The sequence below is a fragment of the Desulfovibrio sp. genome, from assembly GCF_041907885.1.
GTDB lineage: Bacteria > Desulfobacterota > Desulfovibrionia > Desulfovibrionales > Desulfovibrionaceae > Desulfovibrio.
Map to the genome: position 1 here is coordinate 16208 of NZ_JAYRGM010000004.1, position 17904 is coordinate 34111.

Annotated in this window: 12 protein-coding genes and 1 riboswitch; of the genes, 9 read left to right on the forward strand and 3 right to left on the reverse strand. The window is 58.3% G+C overall.

The window, feature by feature from the left end; all coding sequences use genetic code 11:
• Positions 1-34: 34 nt before the first annotated feature.
• Positions 35-1246: an iron-containing alcohol dehydrogenase gene (locus ACE3NW_RS03730; RefSeq protein ID WP_374280509.1), complete on the reverse strand. Its 1212-nt coding sequence runs from the start codon at positions 1244-1246 to the stop codon at positions 35-37.
• Between the two features lie 473 nt (positions 1247-1719).
• The gene (gene thiC, locus ACE3NW_RS03735; RefSeq protein ID WP_374280511.1) at positions 1720-3000 is read right to left on the reverse strand and encodes a phosphomethylpyrimidine synthase ThiC; all 1281 of its coding nucleotides are present in this window, start codon (positions 2998-3000) and stop codon (positions 1720-1722) included.
• 58 nt (positions 3001-3058) lie between these two features.
• Positions 3059-3174, reverse strand: a riboswitch (TPP riboswitch).
• A gap of 83 nt (positions 3175-3257) precedes the next feature.
• On the opposite strand from thiC, the gene ACE3NW_RS03740 reads away from it, so the two are divergent.
• Positions 3258-4622: a TrkH family potassium uptake protein gene (locus ACE3NW_RS03740; protein WP_374280513.1), complete on the forward strand. Its 1365-nt coding sequence runs from the start codon at positions 3258-3260 to the stop codon at positions 4620-4622.
• Between the two features lie 20 nt (positions 4623-4642).
• On the forward strand, positions 4643-5302 hold the full coding sequence (locus tag ACE3NW_RS03745) for a TrkA family potassium uptake protein (RefSeq protein WP_374280515.1): 660 nt from the start codon (positions 4643-4645) through the stop codon (positions 5300-5302).
• Between the two features lie 71 nt (positions 5303-5373).
• Here the strand turns inward: ACE3NW_RS03745 and ACE3NW_RS03750 are convergent, their stop codons facing one another.
• Positions 5374-6492, reverse strand: coding sequence for a M48 family metallopeptidase (locus ACE3NW_RS03750; protein ID WP_374280517.1), 1119 nt, complete (start codon positions 6490-6492; stop codon positions 5374-5376).
• A 186-nt stretch (positions 6493-6678) separates the two neighbouring features.
• Here ACE3NW_RS03750 and ACE3NW_RS03755 point away from each other — a divergent pair, with 186 nt between their 5' ends.
• The 7 genes from ACE3NW_RS03755 to ACE3NW_RS03785 all read left to right on the forward strand — a co-directional run bounded on the left by ACE3NW_RS03755 (position 6679) and on the right by ACE3NW_RS03785 (position 17901).
• Positions 6679-7188, forward strand: coding sequence for a FlxA-like family protein (locus ACE3NW_RS03755; RefSeq protein WP_374280519.1), 510 nt, complete (start codon positions 6679-6681; stop codon positions 7186-7188).
• 112 nt (positions 7189-7300) lie between these two features.
• Positions 7301-7876, forward strand: a complete 576-nt coding sequence (gene rbr / locus ACE3NW_RS03760; RefSeq protein WP_374280523.1) for a rubrerythrin — start codon at positions 7301-7303, stop codon at positions 7874-7876.
• 427 nt (positions 7877-8303) lie between these two features.
• Positions 8304-9704 (forward strand): TolC family protein, encoded by a 1401-nt coding sequence (locus tag ACE3NW_RS03765; RefSeq protein WP_374280525.1) that lies wholly within the window; start codon positions 8304-8306, stop codon positions 9702-9704.
• A 384-nt stretch (positions 9705-10088) separates the two neighbouring features.
• Positions 10089-12287: a type I secretion system permease/ATPase gene (locus ACE3NW_RS03770; RefSeq protein ID WP_374280803.1), complete on the forward strand. Its 2199-nt coding sequence runs from the start codon at positions 10089-10091 to the stop codon at positions 12285-12287.
• A gap of 102 nt (positions 12288-12389) precedes the next feature.
• Positions 12390-14396, forward strand: a complete 2007-nt coding sequence (locus tag ACE3NW_RS03775) for an HlyD family type I secretion periplasmic adaptor subunit (RefSeq protein ID WP_374280527.1) — start codon at positions 12390-12392, stop codon at positions 14394-14396.
• Between the two features lie 78 nt (positions 14397-14474).
• Positions 14475-16613 carry an HD domain-containing phosphohydrolase gene (locus ACE3NW_RS03780; RefSeq protein ID WP_374280529.1) on the forward strand — a complete coding sequence of 713 codons (2139 nt, stop codon included), beginning with the start codon at positions 14475-14477 and terminating at the stop codon, positions 16611-16613.
• A gap of 16 nt (positions 16614-16629) precedes the next feature.
• The gene (locus ACE3NW_RS03785; protein WP_374280531.1) at positions 16630-17901 is read left to right on the forward strand and encodes a glycosyltransferase; all 1272 of its coding nucleotides are present in this window, start codon (positions 16630-16632) and stop codon (positions 17899-17901) included.
• Positions 17902-17904: the final 3 nt, after the last annotated feature.

Sequence of the window (17904 nt, forward strand, 5' to 3'; positions counted from 1 at the left end):
ACCCGACACGCGGGTTGGCAATGGCGATAGTATCCTAAGCCAGAGGCTTGAGAGAATTGGCGTAGATACGTGCCACGCGTTCGCGGGTTCCCTCTACGGGCGCAACAGAAATCAGCAGGCCCAGCGAGGGGGTTTGCTCCACAAGGTCGCAGAATTTTTCAATATCCTGAGCGGTCACGCCGATATCCTCCAGCTTTTGCGGCACGCCCACGCTGGCAAGCCACTGCTCCACGGCCTTGGCCGCCACGGGGGCTTCCTCTGGCAGACCCTTGAGGCCGGGGGCCATGGGCGCGAGAATGTGTGCCAGCACATCGGGCCGCGCGGGGTAGCATTCCAGAATAACGGCGGGCAGCAGCGCCGCCAGCCCCAGACCGTGTGAAAGATCGGGACTGACCGCACTCAGGGGATGTTCGAGGGCGTGTGTAAAGTGCAGCAGCCCGTTATCAAAGGCCACGCCAGCCTGCATGGCCGCGTAGCACAGCTGATGGCGGGCCTTGAGGTCGCCGGGATTTTCCAGCGCTGCGGGCAACCACTGGTGTACAAGCCGGATGGTTTCTGTCGCCAGCGAAATGGCCAGCGGATTGGTAACCGTGGTTGTGGCGGCCTCCACCACATGATTTATGGCATCAATGGATACGTAGCGCGTCTGGTCGGGCGAAAGCCCCGTCATGAGCGCCGGATCGTCGATGGCATAGCGCGGATAGATGCAATCGTAGGCGATGGCGGGCTTGTAATTGAGCTTTGTCACTGTGGCCACGGCAAAGCGGTTTACCTCGCTGCCCGTGCCATGGGTGAGGTTGATGGCAATGACCGGCAGGGCCGTTTGCGGCGTAAAGCGGTAGCAGTACAGATCCTCGCCTGTCTTGCCAGGATTTGCCAGCAGGATGGCGGCACTCTTGCCGCAGTCGATGGGGCTGCCGCCGCCAATGGCAAGTACGGCTCCGGCATTGGCGGCACGGCCCATGGCTGCGGCTTCATCAACGCTGTCTGTGGTGGGGTTGGGGGTTACACGGTTGTACAGGGCAAGTGTGATGCCGTGCTTTTGGGCTGCCGCTTCAACCTTGTCCCACGCGCCGGTGATCTTGTATGAGCGGCCACCGCACACGCAGAGCACTGCGTTGATGCCCTCGGCCTTAAGCTGGGCGAGGATTTCGTCTATCTTGTCGATGGCTCCCACACCCAGATAGGTGGTGGTTTTAACGCGTATTTCCCGAACATTGTTGTAATCTTCTGCCTGATTCCACATGATTTTCTCCTTGATGCTATGGGGCGGGCCGCAGGAGCGGCTAGTGAACAATTATGTTATTTTTTTCACATGCAATCTTTATAAGGCTTGTCGGGATGATAGTAAAGTTCTTTGAGCGTACAAACATTTTTTGCACGCTTAATGAGTAAACCGTGAGATTTTCGCTCTGTCGAGGCAGCTGACATGAATAGTGTAATTGGCGCAAAGGGCCGCTGTCGGGTTGAAGCTGGCTGTGTCTCCGCTTTGGCGGCGGCAAGAGGGTAGTGCCACAATTGGTTCCGGGGCCAGAGGACAGAAGGCTCGTGGGCAGAAGCACAGAGGCCAGAAGGCCAGCAGGCCGTTTGGCCGTTGGCAGCGGGTCTTGCGTGGCAGCAGTTTGCGGCACAAGGGGCCAGCCGGGCAGGCGTTGGCGCAAAAAAAACGGGAGGCTCCGCAGAACCTCCCGTCAGTACAGGCTGTGGTGTGCCGCAGGCCTAGTGGCCGCGCAGCATTTTGACAGAGCAGAACTTGCCGCACATGGCGCAGACTTCTTCTGTCTTGTGGTCTTCGCGGCGTTTTTCAAGCATCTGCGGGTCAAGGGCGGCCTTGTGCATGGCGTCCCAGTCCAGAGCCTTGCGGGCGGCATTCATGGCTGCCTCGCGGGCAACGGCGGCGGGGCGGCCAAGGGCCACTTCGCCCACATGGGCGGCCACACGCGAGGCCATCACGCCAGCGCGCACGTCGGCCTCGTCGGGCAGGGTGAGGTGCTCGGCGGGGGTGAGGTAGCACAGAAAGTCCACACCGGCCTCAACGCCCATGGCACCGCCGATGGCTCCGGCGATGTGGTCGTAGCCGGGTGCGCTGTCGCAGCACAGGGGGCCGAGCACATACAGGGGGGCGTTGTTGGTAAGGCGCTTGATGCCCTGAATCTGGGTGCGCACCTGATTGAGCGGCACATGGCCGGGGCCTTCAATCATGCACTGCACGCCGCGTTCCAGCGCATACTTGGCAAGCTGGCCCAGGTTGATGACTTCTTCCCACTGCGCGGCATCGCCCGCGTCCACGCCAGCGCCGGGGCGCAGGCCGTCACCCAGCGAAAGGGTGACATTGTAGGGACGGCAGATTTCGAGCAGGCGGTCAAAGTATTCAAGCAGGGGGTTTTCGCGGTTGTTCTCAAGCATCCAGCGGGCAAGCATGGAGCCGCCGCGCGAAACAATGCCCAGCACGCGGTTGTTTTTGACGGCCATTTCTGCGCCGCGCTTGGAAAGGCCGCAGTGAACGGTGATAAAGTCCACGCCCTGCTCGGCCTGTTTGGCGATTTCGTCAAACAGGGCATCGGGCTGCATGGTGGCGATGTCCTGCTCCGCGTCCAGAATCTGCTGGCCCACGGCATAGAGGGGCACGGTTCCGAGGGGCAGGGGGCAGGCCTTGAGCATGCCCAGGCGCAGGGCGTCCAGATCGCCCGCGATGGAGAGATCCATTACCGTATCGGCTCCGGCCTCAAGGGCGGCCTTGATTTTGCGCTCTTCGGTGGCCGGGCAGTTGCACAGGGGCGACGTGCCAATGTTGGCGTTTACCTTGATACGCGCGGGCTGGCCCACAAGAATGGGCTTGAGGTCAGGGTGCGCGGGATTGCCCAGCAGCACCATTGTGCCTGCCTCCAGGGCATCGACAATGGTTTGCGGTGCGAGTTGTTCTTCCTCAGCAAGACTGGTGAGGTATTTGTCAAGCAGGCCGCTCAGGGCGGAATTCTGCGAAAGAAGGGATGCAGACATGGTATGTGCCTCGCGGGTTGCGACGCAGGGCGCAAAAAAAGCCACTCGCAGCGGAGCAGTGTCGTGGCTGCGGCTTCCCTACGGCAGTGCGAACTGCGTCAGGTTCATAGGGTCTGGGATTGTCCCACTCTCAGCCGTCAGACCTCGCGGCCCACGGCTCCCCTAGCACTGGTTGCATGAATAGCGCGTCTGCCAGTGGCTGTAAAGCCCGTACAGCGCGCCTTGCTTTTGCCCCTGCTGGCTGGCATAGACAAATCATGGCAAGAAAACGTTTTTTAAGTCCCTTTACCTGGCCTGTGCTGTCCTTTCTTGCGGCCGTTGCCGCAGGCGCGCTGCTGCTCGGTCTGCCCGCAAGCTGGGCAGAAGGGCAGAGCATAAGCGCCATTGATGCCTGTTTTCTTTCCACTTCTGCCGTTTGCGTAACCGGGCTTTCGCCGGTAGACATAGGCGCTGTGCTCAGCCCCTTTGGCAAGGGGGTGCTGTTGTGTCTTATCCAGACGGGCGGCCTGGGCGTGATGACGTACACCAGCATTATTTTTTTGCTGTGGCGCAACAACGTGCCTTTTAACAGCCGCGAGGCGGTGAGCCAGGCCCTGCTGTGGGGCGATTTTAGTATTGCCGCCTTTTTGCGACAGGTGCTGGGGCTGGTTTTTGGCATCGAGGCGGTGGCCGCAATGTTGCTGTGGCTCTACGATCCTGTTTTTTTCTATCCCTTCAGTGCGGTGTTTCATGCCGTATCGGCCTTCTGCAATGCCGGTTTTAGTCTAAGCACAACAAATTTGGCGCTTTTTCGTGATGATGTGGCGGTCAATGCCATTATTGCGGGCAGTGTCATTCTTGGAGGCATCGGCTTTGGCGTGCTGCGCGAATTTCTGGGCATCTGCACCGGGGGGCGTTTGGGCGCGCCAGTATGCCGGCTGAGCCGCTACAGTCGCATGGTGGTTAAGACCAGCATCATGCTCATTGTGGTGGGCTGGATTGCCATGTTTGCCATCGAATTGTGCCGGGGCAGCGTGCCGCGCACCGCCGAAGGCTGCTTTGACCTGGGCATTACCATGTTTTTTCATTCCGTGGTGGCGCGCACAGCCGGGTTCAGCACGATCGATTTTGCCCTGGTCAGCGATGCCACCCTGCTGGTACTTGTAGCCCTCATGTTCATTGGCGGAGCGCCCGGTTCGTGCGCGGGCGGCATCAAGGTGGTGACCTTCAGGGTGCTGGCTGGCTACATTACCGCGCAATTCAGGGGAGACAGCCAGATTGCGCTGGAGGGGCGCGGCGTTTCGACAGAAAACGTGCGCCGGTCGCTGACCCTGTTTTTTGCGCATACCCTGCTTGTGGTTTTTTCCCTTTTTTTACTCACGCTTACCGAGAGTGATATTCTGGGTGCTTCGGGCACGCAGGGGCCATCGGTGTTGCGCCTGCTGTTTGAAGAAGTTTCGGCCCTTGGTACTGTGGGGCTTTCCGTCAATCTGACGCAGGATCTGAGCACCGCAGGCAAATCCATTATTATTTTCAGCATGTTTGCTGGGCGCGTGGGCATTTTGAGTCTGCTTATGGCGGCGCAGAGCCTGCGGGCCAAAAAGGCCTACAGCATGGCCGAGGCACAGCTTCCCATTGGCTAACGGGGCGGGGTGGAGGAACTATGGCGGAAAAAAAACTGGAAATCGGTGTTATCGGCCTTGGCAAGTTTGGTCTGCGCATGGCCACAACCCTGGTGTCACTGGGGCATACCGTCATTGGCATTGATATGTCAGAGGCCCGCGTGCAGAGGGCAGAAGAGGCGCTGGATTCGGTGTACAAGGCCGACGCCACCAATATTGCGGTGCTGCGCTCGCTGCATGTGCAGGATCTGGACTGGGTGGTCATAAGTGTTGGGCAGAGCGTGGAACAGTCGCTCAGTATCACCCTCAACGTGCAGGAACTGGGCGGCCCAAAGATATGGGTCAAGGCGTCCAACGAAGAACATAAAAAGATTTTGCAGCGCCTGCACGTCACCCGTGCCATGGTTCCCGAAACCGAGGCTGCCGTCATGGCGGCCCACCAGCTCACCCACCCCGGCATGCTCGATCTGATACCCAAGTACGGCGGCATTGCCATTCAGGAACTGCGCGTTGACCAGTGGGACGGCAAAACCCTGATAGAACTGAACCTCATGCAGGAATTCAGCGTAATGGTCATGGGCATACGCCCGGCGGGCAAAAACGAGTTTATGTTTGTGCCGCCTGCCATGACAGTGCTGCACAAGGGGGATGCCCTGGTGGTGGCCGGAAAGGCCGATTCCATGAGTGGGCTGAAACCCTAGGCAGGTATTCGGGCGGTGATTTTTGCCTGATCTGTCGTAAGGAAGACTCTTTTGCGGCCTTTTCCGTGCAATTACGGAGAAGGCCGTTTTTTTGTGGGTGGCTGCATATCATCCTGCCGGGTGCTGGGCCTGGCGGCGGGCATGGCGGCGGGCAGCGGGTCGTCACCGGGCAAGGCCCACCAGGGCAGGCCGCGCCATGCGGTGTTGAGGGCTTTTTCCTGCTGGGGCCAGCAGGGCGAAAAGCGGGCAAGTTCAGCCCTGTATGCGGCAGAGTGGTTCATGTGCTGCAGATGGCACAGTTCGTGCCAGCACAGGTGTTCCAGCAGGGCGGGTGGCAGCAGCAGGGCGCGCCAGTTCAGGCTGATGCGGCCTTCTGGAGTGTGGGCCGCAAGGTCTGTGGTGGGGCTGCCTGCTTGCGCTGGCCCCTGCACCGGCGGGCTGGAAAAAAGGCTGCGCACACGGGCAGAAATTTGATCAAGAACAGTGCCACGACCGGATTTTTGCCTGTTGCTACCCTGCTCTGCGGTGTTTTGCGGGTGCAGGCGCGAACAGCTTCCCCAGCGGCCCCGCTGGTCGCGCACGCTGACCCCAGCAAGTGCAAAGCCAGCGCTGGCGGCCAGGTGGTTCAGATAGGGCGGCAGCAGCAGGGCGGCCTTGTTGCGGGCCCACTGGCGCAGGGCCTGGGCGCACAGCGGTATGTCGTCCACTTTGCCAAACAGGCGCAGCAGGCCAGCGCTCTCAACCAGCAGCACGCGGCGCGCACCGCTCGAGATCTGCAAGGTGTTGCACTGCCCTGACACATGTGTGCGGCTTGCCGAACCCGTGCAGCCTGATGCGGCCCTGCGCCCCTGGGCCATGTCGCCCGCGCAGATCACCGTAAATGTTTCGCCCGTAAGGGGCAGATGTATCTGCTCAGGCAATTGCGGTGCTGGCAGGGCGCGTAGCTGGTTGCGCTGCGCCCGCTCAAGCCAGGGCACAAAGAGAGGCAGGCTCGCCTTCAGCTGTTCCGGCCCCATACCCTGTGGAATGGCAAGCACCAGCCCGCCCCGTGGCAAAAGCGAAAGCCTTGCGCGCTGTGCGCGGGCAGAAATGCGCAACGCAGCCTTTAACCGCGTGCCGTCGGCAAGGGTAAAATCCACGGTGGAGGGAAGGTCGTGCAGCGGAACTGCGTAAACTTTGGGAGCGGCCATGCCTCAAGGCTGCCACAGCGGCTTGAGGCTGTAAAGACTGCCATCGGCACACTTGTTGCTGCACCTCCTGCGGAAAGATCCACCCGGTAAACTCTGCCGGGTCTTGTTCCGGCGCTGCCGTGGCACCGGTGCATTCGGGGAGAGCGCAAACGGCAATGTGCAGGCAACAGTCTGCGGGAGGCGATCATGGGTATATCTGGCATTGGCAATCTTATGGGTGCAAGCAGCGCAGATGCCGTTTATAAGGTGGGTTTGGGCTCAAATACCATCCGCACGCGCAGCAGTTCTTCCGATTCCGGTGACACTGTGGATATTTCTGATGAAGCAAAAAAGCTGTTTTCTGAAAAAATCCATATGTATGACAAGGGTTCTTCCAGCGCCACCGCTTCAAACACAGCCCAAAGTCAGGATGAAACATCGTCGGAAACCGCTGACAGTGAAACCACGGGTAGTGAAGATTCTTCACAGTCAGGCGGGGTTGGCGGCGGCAGCGGTGGTGGAGGCGGGTCTTCATCCACCAATGCGGTAGAGCGCATCAAGAAGCAGATTCAGGCATTGCAAAGCCAGCTTCAAAGTGTTGCATCTCACGCGGGCAGCGGCAATGAAGCGGCAGTAGAAAGCAAGGTGCAGTCACTTGAGTCGCAGATAGCCGCACTCGAAGCCCAGCTGGCAGAAGCGGAAAAGACTTCTTCTTGACATAGGAATGATTCCTGATTAATGTGGGTGGAGATTGAGTGTGTAACGTACTGCCCCTCTTTTTTCGTGCGTAAAAAACGCACTGCCACCCTCATTCCAAGGAGAAATCACAATGAAATCGCTGAAAGGTTCTCAGACCGAAAAAAATATTCTTACCGCTTTTGCTGGTGAATCTCAGGCACGCAACCGTTACGACTACTTTGCCGGGCGGGCCAAGAATGACGGCTTTGTGCTGGTGCAGGAAATATTTGTGGAAACGGCCTTGCAGGAAAAAGAGCACGCCAAGCGCCTGTTCAAGTTTCTTGAGGGCGGTGATGTGGAAATTACCGCCGCCTTTCCTGCTGGCGTGATTGCTGGCAGCGAGGCCAACCTGATCGCGGCCGCCAGCGGTGAAAACCACGAACACACCGTCATGTATCCCGAATTTGCCGCAACGGCAGAAAAAGAAGGCTATGCAGAAGTTGCCGCAGTCATGCGCAATATAGCCATTGCCGAAGCCTACCACGAAAAGCGTTTTCTTGCGCTTGCCAAGGACATCAAGGAAGGGCGCATGTTTGTGCGCACCAAGCCCACCGTGTGGCGCTGCCTGAACTGCGGCTGCCTTGCTGAGGGCGACCACGCCCCCGAAATGTGCCCCGCCTGTGCGCACCCCAAGGCCTATTTTGCCGAGCTCAACTACTCGTTCTAGTCTGTTTGCCCGCCCGGTGTGGCGGGGCTGATACAATTTGCGTTTTTTGCAGAAAGCGCCAGATCTGTTTTGATCTGGCGCTTTCTTGTCGTTGGGCTGTCATAATTTAGGCAGAAAATTGATGATTGCATGGCGTGGAACTTGCAGCATCCTTCGCGCATGGATTATTGACAGTGAGTATTGCCTTCCTCAAATAACCGCCAGCGGCAAGTTGCATGTAATGGGCGCTATTTTTTGCACTTTTGTAATCAATAGCTATCAAACTTCTTGCAGGAGATCGGTTAAACGGTTATCAGGTATGGCAAGGTATGTCGTTGTATGGGTGGGGAAGGGAAGCTGCCATTCGTATAATGTGGTCCATAATGGTCGACATGCCTACAAGCGGGAAAATGCGTAACGGTGCATTTTTCAAGCTGAGGAGTTAACCGTGAAACATCTTATTTTTGCAGTGGGGATCTTTTTGTTTTTGGCTTCATCGGCAGCAGCAGCTGAAAACAGTTATCCGCCCCCGCCTCCTGCGGGAAAGGCGCTCTCGGTCGAAGACACAATCTATGGCGTGCTGCGCAATCACCACAATCTGCGGGGCATGATTGAAAATCGCGAGGTGCTGACGCACGAGGTGCGGCGCGCGCAGGCTGGCTTTGGCCCCCGTGTGGATGTTACCGGGCAGGCTGGCGGCAGCGTGCTGAGCGATTCCAGTACCCGCAGTCAGAACCTTGATTCACAAATGTGGGGCAAGGTTGGCTACAGCGCACAGCTTGTGCAGCCCATCTGGGACGGGTTTGCCACCCGTTCGCGCGTTCGCACAGCCAAGTCCACCCTTGAATCTCAAAAATATCGTGTCTTCGACACGGCGACCTCGCTTTCGCTGGACGCCATCATTGCGCACATTGATTTGCTGCGGCGCAGAAAAATTTATGAACTCTCCGAAGACAACGTAACCCACCACAAGGGCCTGGTGGGGCAAGCCCAGGACCGCGCCAGCCTTGGTGCCGACACAGCAGCCGACGTAACCCAGGCCCAGTCGCGCTTGCAGCGTGCGTACTCAAGCCTTTCTGAAGCCAAGGCCGCTCTGCTGGTGGCAGAAGAAACCTATGTGCGCCTTACGGGTTTGCCTGCGGCCAGCCGTTTGCAGCCCGTGAGCATGCCGCCCCAGCTTTTTGCGGCAACACAGGCGGTTATGGATCAGGCCAAGAAGAGCAATCCCAAGCTGGCCGCCTATCTGCAAGATATCCGCGCTTCGCGCGGTGAGCGAGAGCTGGCCGACGCGGCTTTTTCGCCTACCCTCAATCTTGAGGCGGGCCCCAACTATACCAATCTGGGCGGGGCAAGCGACCGCTGGGTTTACAGTTTTGACGTTATGGGCGTTGTGCGCTGGAATATCTTTAACAGCGGGGCCGATGTTGCCGAGCGCCGCGCTGCTTCTGCCCGCATGCGCCAGTCTCGTCAGGTGATGTACAATTTTATGGATGACCTCAAGCTTGATGTTGAGAGCACCTGGGTCAACTATCAGGCAGCCCAGGAACAGTACAATCACTATTCAAAGGCTATTGAGTACAACAAGTACACCCGCACAGCCTATCTGGAACAGTTCCAGATTGGCAAACGCAGTATTCTGGATGTGCTGGATACTGAAAGCGAACTGTACAACTCTGCAACTCAGGCCGAAACAGCCCGTGGAAATATTCTGGTGGGCGCGTACAGGTTGTCGGCACTTACCGGCAATATGCTGCCAGAAATGTCCATCAACACCGGGCCCCTTGGCCAAAGCGCTCCCAAAGATCCCGAAGACCCGCGCGAAGAATTCGCACCCGGCTGGTTCAATTGACAATTGCCGCCACATGCCTCCATATCTAGTGAGGCATGTGGCTTTTTTCAGTTGTTCTTCAGGTGTTTTTGCTGCCTGACGAGGCCTGTTTGATCATGCGACCTGCCAGCACCGGTGGCAACGGTGAGCGTGCGGTCTTGTTGGGTGCGTAGCGAAAAAGCAGCTGTTCGTTGATGATTTCTGTTTAGTATCAATGGAATACGCATGGATAATATTTCTTCTACGGGTTCGGGCGAACACGTTACACCGCCAGCTTCTGACCATGTAACGGGCCGTGAGACTACCAGCGGCGTGGCTGATTCTTCATCAGATCAGGGTGGTGTACAGGAGCAGCGCCCTGCCGAAGCGCCGCATCGTGCCGGACCGCCGCGCCCTGCGCCAACCATGGGGCCGTTGCGTCCTTCAGATGTGGATTTTATGCCAGGTCTGTTGCGCAGCCTTTCTGTGCTGCTGCGCTTGCGTGGCCGTACTGTTTCGCCCCATGTGCTTATGGCCGGGCTTTCTGGCAGCAAGGTTACGCCTCAGGCCTGCCTGCGGGCCGCCCGCAAGGCTGGCCTGACAGGGCGCATTGCCTACCGCCCCGAAATCGGGGATATCCCCGGTCTGGTATTGCCCTGCATTCTGCTGCTCAGCCACGACCGCTCGTGCGTGCTCACTGCCCTTGACGGTGACATGGCCGAGGTGGTTTTTCCCGAAACCTGCGAAAGCGCGCAGCTTGTACCCATAGAGGCGCTGAAGGAAGAATACTCTGGCTACGCGCTGTTTGCGGCGGTTGATGCTGTTCCGGATGACAGAACGGAACGGCTCAGTCTTGCGCGCGGCAAACGCTGGTTTTGGGATGTGCTGCGATACTATGCGCCCATTTACAGGCATGTGGCCCTGGCCAGTGTGGTTATCAACCTCATTGCCGTTGGCAGCCCCCTGTTTGTCATGAATGTGTACGACCGCGTTGTTCCCAACAATGCCATTGAAACGTTGTGGGTGCTGGCCAGCGGCATCTGCATCATCTATTTGTTCAATTTTCTGATTTCGGCCTTGCGCACGCATTTTGTGGATGTTGCGGGCCGTAATGCCGACATAGTGCTTTCGAGCACGCTGGTTGAAAAAGTTCTTTCCATGCGGCTGGATGCCAAACCGGAATCTACCGGGGCGCTGGTCAACAATCTGCGAGAATTTGAGCAGCTGCGCGAATTTTTCAGTTCTTCAAGCCTGCTTGCCTGCATCGATCTGCCCTTCTTGGTCATTTTTCTGCTGCTTACCGCCTTTATTGGCGGGCCCATGGTCTTGCTGTCGCTGGGGGCCATGCCCATCATGCTGGGTATCGGCCTGCTGTTGCAGCACCGCTCACGTGCGTGCGCCGAGGCAAGCTACAAGCAGAACATGCAAAAAAATGCCCTGCTGGTAGAAATTGTTGGCGGGCTGGAAACGCTCAAGTGCTGCATGGCCGAAAGCCGCATGCAAAAGCTGTGGGAATCTGTGGTGGGCCTTTCTGCCAAGTCAAACAGCGATTCGCGCAAGTATAACAATCTGGCTGTCACCAGTTCCATGTTTGTCACCCAGATTGTTACGGTGGCCATGGTGGTGTGGGGCGTGTACCGCATTTCTGAAGGGCTCATGACCATGGGCGCGCTTATCGGTTGCAACATTCTGGTGGGCCGCACCATGGCCCCTCTGCTCCAGATGGCGTCATTGCTCACTCGGCTGCAAAATTCGCAGGTGGCGCTTAAGGCGCTGGATATGCTGATGTTGCTTCCCTCTGAAAACCAGATGGAAAAAACCTGCATGGATTTTGGCATGCTGCGGCCTTCATTCACCATGGAGGGGGTCTCTTTTGCCTACCCCCGGCAGGAAAGGCTGGCGCTGGAAAATATTTCACTGCGCGTTGAGCCGGGTGAGCGCGTGGGCATCATCGGCCCCATGGGGTCTGGTAAAAGCACGCTTTCCAAGCTGCTCATCGGTCTGTTCCAGCCCAAGGAAGGAGCCGTTAAATTCGGCGACGTGGATATCAGGCAGATTCCCAGCATGGAGCTGCGCAGCCGGGTTGGGGTTTTGCCCCAGGATGTGGTGCTGTTTTACGGCAGCGTGCGCGACAATATTGCCCTGGGCGATCCCACAATCAACGATCACCTTATTCTGCGCGCCGCATCCCTGGCTGGCGTAACAGACTTTTTGCGCAACAATCCCGCTGGCTTTGCAGCCCAGGTGGGGGAGCAGGGCAAGGCGCTTTCTGGCGGGCAGCGTCAGGCGGTTGCCCTTGCGCGCGCCCTGGTGCGTGATCCCGAAGTGCTTATTCTCGACGAGCCCACAAGCAATATGGATACGGACTCAGAACTGATGCTGCAAAAAAGGCTGCAAACCGTCATCGGCGGGCGCACCCTGCTGCTGGTGACGCACAGGCTTTCCATGCTGCGCATTGTAGACCGGCTTATTGTGATGGAAAACGGCCAGATCAAGCTGGACGGCCCGCGTGACGTGGTGTTGCAGAATTTGCGCGAGCGTTCGCAAAAAAATATGGGCAACGCAGAGCAGGCTGCCAGGCAGGCCAATGCCGGGCAGGCGCATGAAGATGCTGCAAGCGCCTGAGAAACATGGCCAGTTTGTAGCGCCCCTGCTGTTGGTTTTTGAAATGATTCTCCGATCGTTTTTGGAGTAAGGCGAATGCAGTTGCCACAGAAGAAAAAAAACATGCCCACTGCCGACGGGCGACCGTTGCCGGAAGTGCAAGCCCCCGCAAATGGGCCTGCCAGCGTGGGCCAAGCCTCTGCCGCGCCCCAGTGCTCTACAGAGGCCATAAGGGGGGCTGGCGAAATTTTGCCTCCTGGGGCCACTGCCATGGGGCAGCCCCTTGTGCCAACCCTTGGCCCGTCGCTGGGCATGCCTTTTGGTTCGCAGTTTTCGCGGCCAGATGTTAACGCCCCCCTGCCAGACATGCCCGGCAGCGAAAGCGTCGCAGAAGAGGCCGCCGGTGCGGAATCTGCCAGCCACGTGCAGGCGGGAACCCATAGCGCTGCCATGCCAGACCTCGCCACCCTGATGGCCGATCTGGCCCCTGATGCGGGGGGCATGCAGCCTTTGGGCGGTGAGGCCTCAGCCCCGAAAAAAAGGGAACAGAGCAATCTGGAGATTTTTTTGCGCCAGCTTTTGCTGGGCGGCGAGCACGAGCAGACGCCCGATAAAAGCATGCGCCAGTCGTTGCGTGAAACAACCGACAGGCTGCTTGGCAAGGCTGTGGGGCGGGGTGCGGCGAGCGGCGTGCCGGGTTTGCCCGGTATGGGGCAGCTTCCGGGCAATGCCGGTCTGTTTGCCGCCATGGACGCCCCCCTGAACGGGCTCACGCCAGACGACATCCTGTATGCCAACGAGGTTGACGCGGCCCTTGCCCGGCGGCCCCAGTTTGGTATCCGCGTGCTGTCCATAAGTGTTGCCGTCTTTTTTTTGTGCCTGATCATCTGGTCTGCCATAGCCAGTGTGGACGAAGTAACCCATGCCGAAGGTTCGGTGGTGGGTTCGCAGCGCACCCAGACCATTCAGAATCTCGAGGGCGGTATTCTGCGTGCCGTGCTGGTTCACGAAGGGCAGATTGTGGATAAGGGCACGGTGCTGGCCCAGCTTGATAACGAAATGGCCGAAAGCGCCTACCGTGATGCCGTTAACAAGGCCATGGAAAACAGCCTGGCCGTTATCAGGCTTGAATCTGAAATCAGGGGCGAACGCCCTGTTTTTCCCGAAAATATTGATGCGTGGGCAGAAAAGGTCATTGGGCGCAGGGTCGAACCGGCCCTGCTCGGCAGGGTGAACCAGATCATTCAGGATCAGGAAAACGCGTGGAGCAGCCGCCGGGACCAGCTCTCTGCCGAAATTGACGTTTTGCAGTCGCAATATGTGCAGCGCCTGCACGATGTGGAAGAGCTCACAGCCCGCAAGGTGCAACTTGACCGCAGCCTTGAGCTTTCCATCGAGCAGCGTAACACGGCCTATGCCCTTGTGCAGCGCAACAATTTTTCCAAGCTTGAGTACCTTGGCATGCAACAGAGGGTTGTGGAGCTGCAAGGGCAGATAGATTCGCTGGCCGCCACCATTCCCAAGGCCAAGGCAGCCGCCGACGAATCCAAGCAGCGTATCACCTCGCGCAAGGCCGAGCAGATAGCCGCCGTGACCGACGAGATCAACAAACGCAGGCAGGAGCTCAACTCGCTGCGCGAAAACCTGTCTGCAGGACGCGACCGCGTTACCCGTACCGAACTGCGCGCCCCCGTGCGCAGCACGGTAAAACAGATATATATTTCAACGGTTGGCGGTGTGGTCAAGCCCGGCGAGCCCATCATGGATCTTGTGCCCCTTGATGACACTCTGGTGGTTGAAGCCAAGGTCAAGCCTCAGGATGTGGCTTTTTTGCGCCCCGGCCAGCAGGTTATGGTCAAGGTTTCGGCCTACGACTTTTCCATTTACGGCGGCCTTGACGGCAAGCTTGAATCCATAAGTGCCGACACCATTGAAGACAAAAGGGGCGAGCACTTTTATCTCGTCAAGGTGCGCACTCAGAAAAATGCCATTGTCTACCACAATGAATCCCTGCCGATTATTCCGGGCATGGTGGTAACGGCAGACATTTTGATCGGCAAAAAAACAGTGCTCGACTATCTGCTCAAGCCCATTCTCAAGGCCAAGCAGAATGCTCTGCGCGAGCGGTAAGAACAGTAATGCGTCCGGGGCAACGGTGGTGGCAACCGCCGGTGTGGCCGACCGCTGCCCGACCAAGGAACGATATATATGGCACCCCAAGACCTGACTCTTCCAGGCGTGACCCAGCGCAACCGCAAGGCCGCAGTGACCATGTCGGCACTGTTTGTGCTGGCAGCCTGTCTTATTTTTCTGTTTGCCCGCTGGTACCTGCAAGATTCGCGCGCGCACATGCTGCGCGAAATGGGGCAGGAAATGAATTCGCAGGCATCTGGCAAGGTGGCCCTGCTCACGGTGTGGTCTGGCACTCTTGCCGGTCAGGTAAACGTTTTTGTGTCGCAAGACATGCTGCGCCTTTTTGCGGCAGAGGTGAGCAGTGCGGAGGTGCCTGCCCAGGATCTGCTGCAACTGAGCCAGGATCGGGGCAACGATTTTGCCGACAGCTTTGTGCCCCCAGTGGGCGGCAATGCCTTGGGCAGCCAGGGGCAATTAAAAAAACTGGCACCGCGCCTGCCGATGATGGTTGGGTATCTGCGTGAGTTTGCAGAAAAAAATAATTTCAGCGGCGTGTGTCTTGTCAACACAGATTTGCAGATATACTTGGCCCCAGAGGGCCAGCAGCAGATTGCCGAAGAGCTCATTCCCTATCTCAAGAGCGTTGTTGAGAGCAAGCAACCCGCGCTTATGCCGGTACGCCGCGAAAACGGCAGGCTGGTCATGGACGTGGCCTTTCCCGTTTTTGCCCCCCTGTATGTAAGTTCCACCGGCGATCAGGTGGTTTCCCTGCTGCTTGCCACCTACAGTGTGCTGCCAGTCACCGCAGCCGCCACTGGTGAATCAAGCGGAAGCAGCCAATATAATACCTATATTTTGCAGGCTGTTGATACTGGGCTGCAACGCATCGCGCCCTCCGAGCCCTCTGGGGTGGTGGAACTGCCCGGCTGGAGCCTCAGCAACGGAAAGCTGCCGCTGGGCACCCGCATTGATCCCAGTTTGCCCACGGATGCCCAGGAGGTGTACGGGCTAGCTCTGCCAGTGCCCAATCTGCCCTGGCTTGTGGAGCAAGCCCTGCCCGTGAGCCGCATTGACGAAAAGTTTGCGGATATTCGTCAGAATGTCATGGTTGCGTCGGTAATCATGCTTATTCTTGCTGGCGTGATGCTTGCCGCCTTGTGGTGGAGCCTTGTGAGCCGCAATGAGCGTGCCGTTGCAGAGCAGATGCACAGGCTCTATCTGGTGGTCAACCAGCAAAAGCAGATCATGGACGGTGTAAATTCTGCCCTGTCGGCTGGCATTGTGCTCAACGATCTGAACGGTATCATCCACTACGCCAATCAGAGCTTTGCCCGGTTGTGCGGCCTGGAGGCCGCCACGCTGCGCGGGCGGCAATATTCCGAACTGAATATGGAGCTGGCGCACAGCCTTGTTACGCACACCCTTGCCGTACACCGGTCGGGTGAGCCCTTCAGTTTTGCCGAGGCCCTGCTGGTCGAGGGCAAGCTGCATTATTTCCTTACATCGTGTACGCCGTTTCGGGATGAAAATGGCCGCCTTTCGGGCATGGTTTCCGTTTACAGCGACATGACGGAAATCGCGCTGACCCAGCAGCGTTCGCAGCAGATGGTGGCCCAGACGGTCAATGCCTTTGTGCGGGCCATTGAGGCCGTGGATACCTATCTGCGGGGGCAGTCGGCCTTTACGGCCCAGCTGGCGGTTGCACTGGCCTGCGGCCTTGGCCACAACGATGCCGAAACCCTGGCCACCCTGCGCACTGCGGCAAACCTTTCGCATGTGGGGATGATCCAGCTGCCCAAGGAGCTGCTTACCAAGACAGGAGCCCTGTCGGTGGCAGAAAGGGCACTGCTGAAAAAGCATGTGGAATTTGCGCGCGAGGCGCTGGCAGACATTGATTTTGGCCTGCCCGTGCTTGAGGCCATCACCCAGATGTACGAGCGCCTGGACGGCAGCGGGTATCCTGTTGGTCTTAGCAACGGGGCCATTTGTGGGCATGCCCGCATTCTGGCCGTGGCCAATACTTTTTGCGCCCTTATACGGCCAAGGTCGTACCGCGAGGCGCACGATACAGACAACGCTTTGGATATTCTTGCCGAAACGCCGCCCAAGTACGATATTTCGGTAGTAGACGCATTGCGGGTGTATTTGGGTACAGAATCGGGCAAGGCCTTTATGGCGCAATTGCTCGCCGATCAGCAGCCAAGCAGCGCCTAAGGGGCGAGGGGGATCTATGCGCATTCTTTTTCTGAATTCAGTTTTCCCCGGCCGCTTTCGGTCCATTGCCCAGGCTTTTGGTGCAAACCCCAAGAATACGGTGCTGTTTCTTGCAGAAACAGGCCAAAAACTGGCCATTCCTGGTGTACGGCGGTTGCGACTGGCCCCGCCCATTCAGTACGAGGGCGACGACCCGGCAGAAAAAGAATCTGTCATGCGCCTGCGGCGTGCCGCGCGCGCAGGCAATGCCCTGCTTTCTTTGCGCAGAAACGGCTTTGCGCCAGACCTGATCTGCGGCGCAGCAAGCATGGGCGACAGTTTTTATGTGCGCGATATCTTTCCCAAGGCCTTTATTGTGGCTCTGGGCGACTGGTTTTACAACAATGGCGAAAGCCACTGCTTTTTTACCAGGGGAACCCCAAGGCCGCCGGCAGACTTTGCCCCGTTGCGCGTGAGCAATCTGTGGGAATACAATGCGCTGGGCGAATGCCATCTGGCCGTGACCACCTCGTTGTGGCAGCGGGCGCAGTACCCCCCAGCCTTGCAGCGCGAAGTAAAGGTTGTGCCCAGCGGCATCAACACGCGTTTTTTTGTGCCGGGTGAGGAGAAAAAGGAGGACGACGCAGCAGCCGCGTGCGCCGACCCCTGGGGGTGCGCCAGCCACGAGATGATAACATTTTGCGGCCCAATGCACGACCCGGCGCGCGGGTTTGACCAGTTTCGCCAGTGCCTGCCGCGCCTGCTTGAACTGCGTCCCAACTGCCTTGTGGTGCTGGCATGGCTTGATATTGCCCAGACCGGGCAAAAAAACGGCAGCAGCCCCGCACCGGCAGAGTGTACAGATACTGGCAAGGCCATGCGGCGGGCTGTTGATATTCTGGGCATAGACCAGAGCTTCCGCTCCCGGGTGCATCTGCTTGGGGCGCGCTCGCTCAAAGAATACCGGGCCATGTTGCAGCATTCGACCGCGCACGTGTATCTGGCTGCGCCACACGTTTTTTCCACCGGCTTGCTGGAAGCCATGGCGTGCGGAACCCTGGTGGTCGCTTCAGACACCGCACCAGTGCGCGAGGTGGTGCAGGACGGCGTAAACGGATTTTTGTGCGATTTTTGGGATCCCGAAAAAATGGCGCATACACTGGCCGACGTGCTGGCCCGTGCGCCGCAGCTTGGCCATGTGCGCCGCAATGCCCGCCAGACAGTGCAGCGTTCGTATGATGCGGATGTGCAGACCCGCCGTTTTATGGATTTGATAGAGGCCAGCATGCAAAGCAGGGGTGAAGGCTAGAGC

Bases quoted from the DNA above. Each gene is read 5' to 3' on its own strand.
- ACE3NW_RS03730 (WP_374280509.1), bottom strand. From the start codon at position 1,246: ATGTGGAATCAGGCAGAAGATTACAACAATGTTCGGGAAATACGCGTT.
- thiC (WP_374280511.1), bottom strand. From the start codon at position 3,000: ATGTCTGCATCCCTTCTTTCGCAGAATTCCGCCCTGAGCGGCCTGCTT.
- ACE3NW_RS03740 (WP_374280513.1), top strand. From the start codon at position 3,258: ATGGCAAGAAAACGTTTTTTAAGTCCCTTTACCTGGCCTGTGCTGTCC.
- ACE3NW_RS03745 (WP_374280515.1), top strand. From the start codon at position 4,643: ATGGCGGAAAAAAAACTGGAAATCGGTGTTATCGGCCTTGGCAAGTTT.
- ACE3NW_RS03750 (WP_374280517.1), bottom strand. From the start codon at position 6,492: ATGGCCGCTCCCAAAGTTTACGCAGTTCCGCTGCACGACCTTCCCTCC.
- ACE3NW_RS03755 (WP_374280519.1), top strand. From the start codon at position 6,679: ATGGGTATATCTGGCATTGGCAATCTTATGGGTGCAAGCAGCGCAGAT.
- rbr (WP_374280523.1), top strand. From the start codon at position 7,301: ATGAAATCGCTGAAAGGTTCTCAGACCGAAAAAAATATTCTTACCGCT.
- ACE3NW_RS03770 (WP_374280803.1), top strand. From the start codon at position 10,089: ATGGGGCCGTTGCGTCCTTCAGATGTGGATTTTATGCCAGGTCTGTTG.
- ACE3NW_RS03775 (WP_374280527.1), top strand. From the start codon at position 12,390: ATGCCCACTGCCGACGGGCGACCGTTGCCGGAAGTGCAAGCCCCCGCA.
- ACE3NW_RS03780 (WP_374280529.1), top strand. From the start codon at position 14,475: ATGGCACCCCAAGACCTGACTCTTCCAGGCGTGACCCAGCGCAACCGC.
- ACE3NW_RS03785 (WP_374280531.1), top strand. From the start codon at position 16,630: ATGCGCATTCTTTTTCTGAATTCAGTTTTCCCCGGCCGCTTTCGGTCC.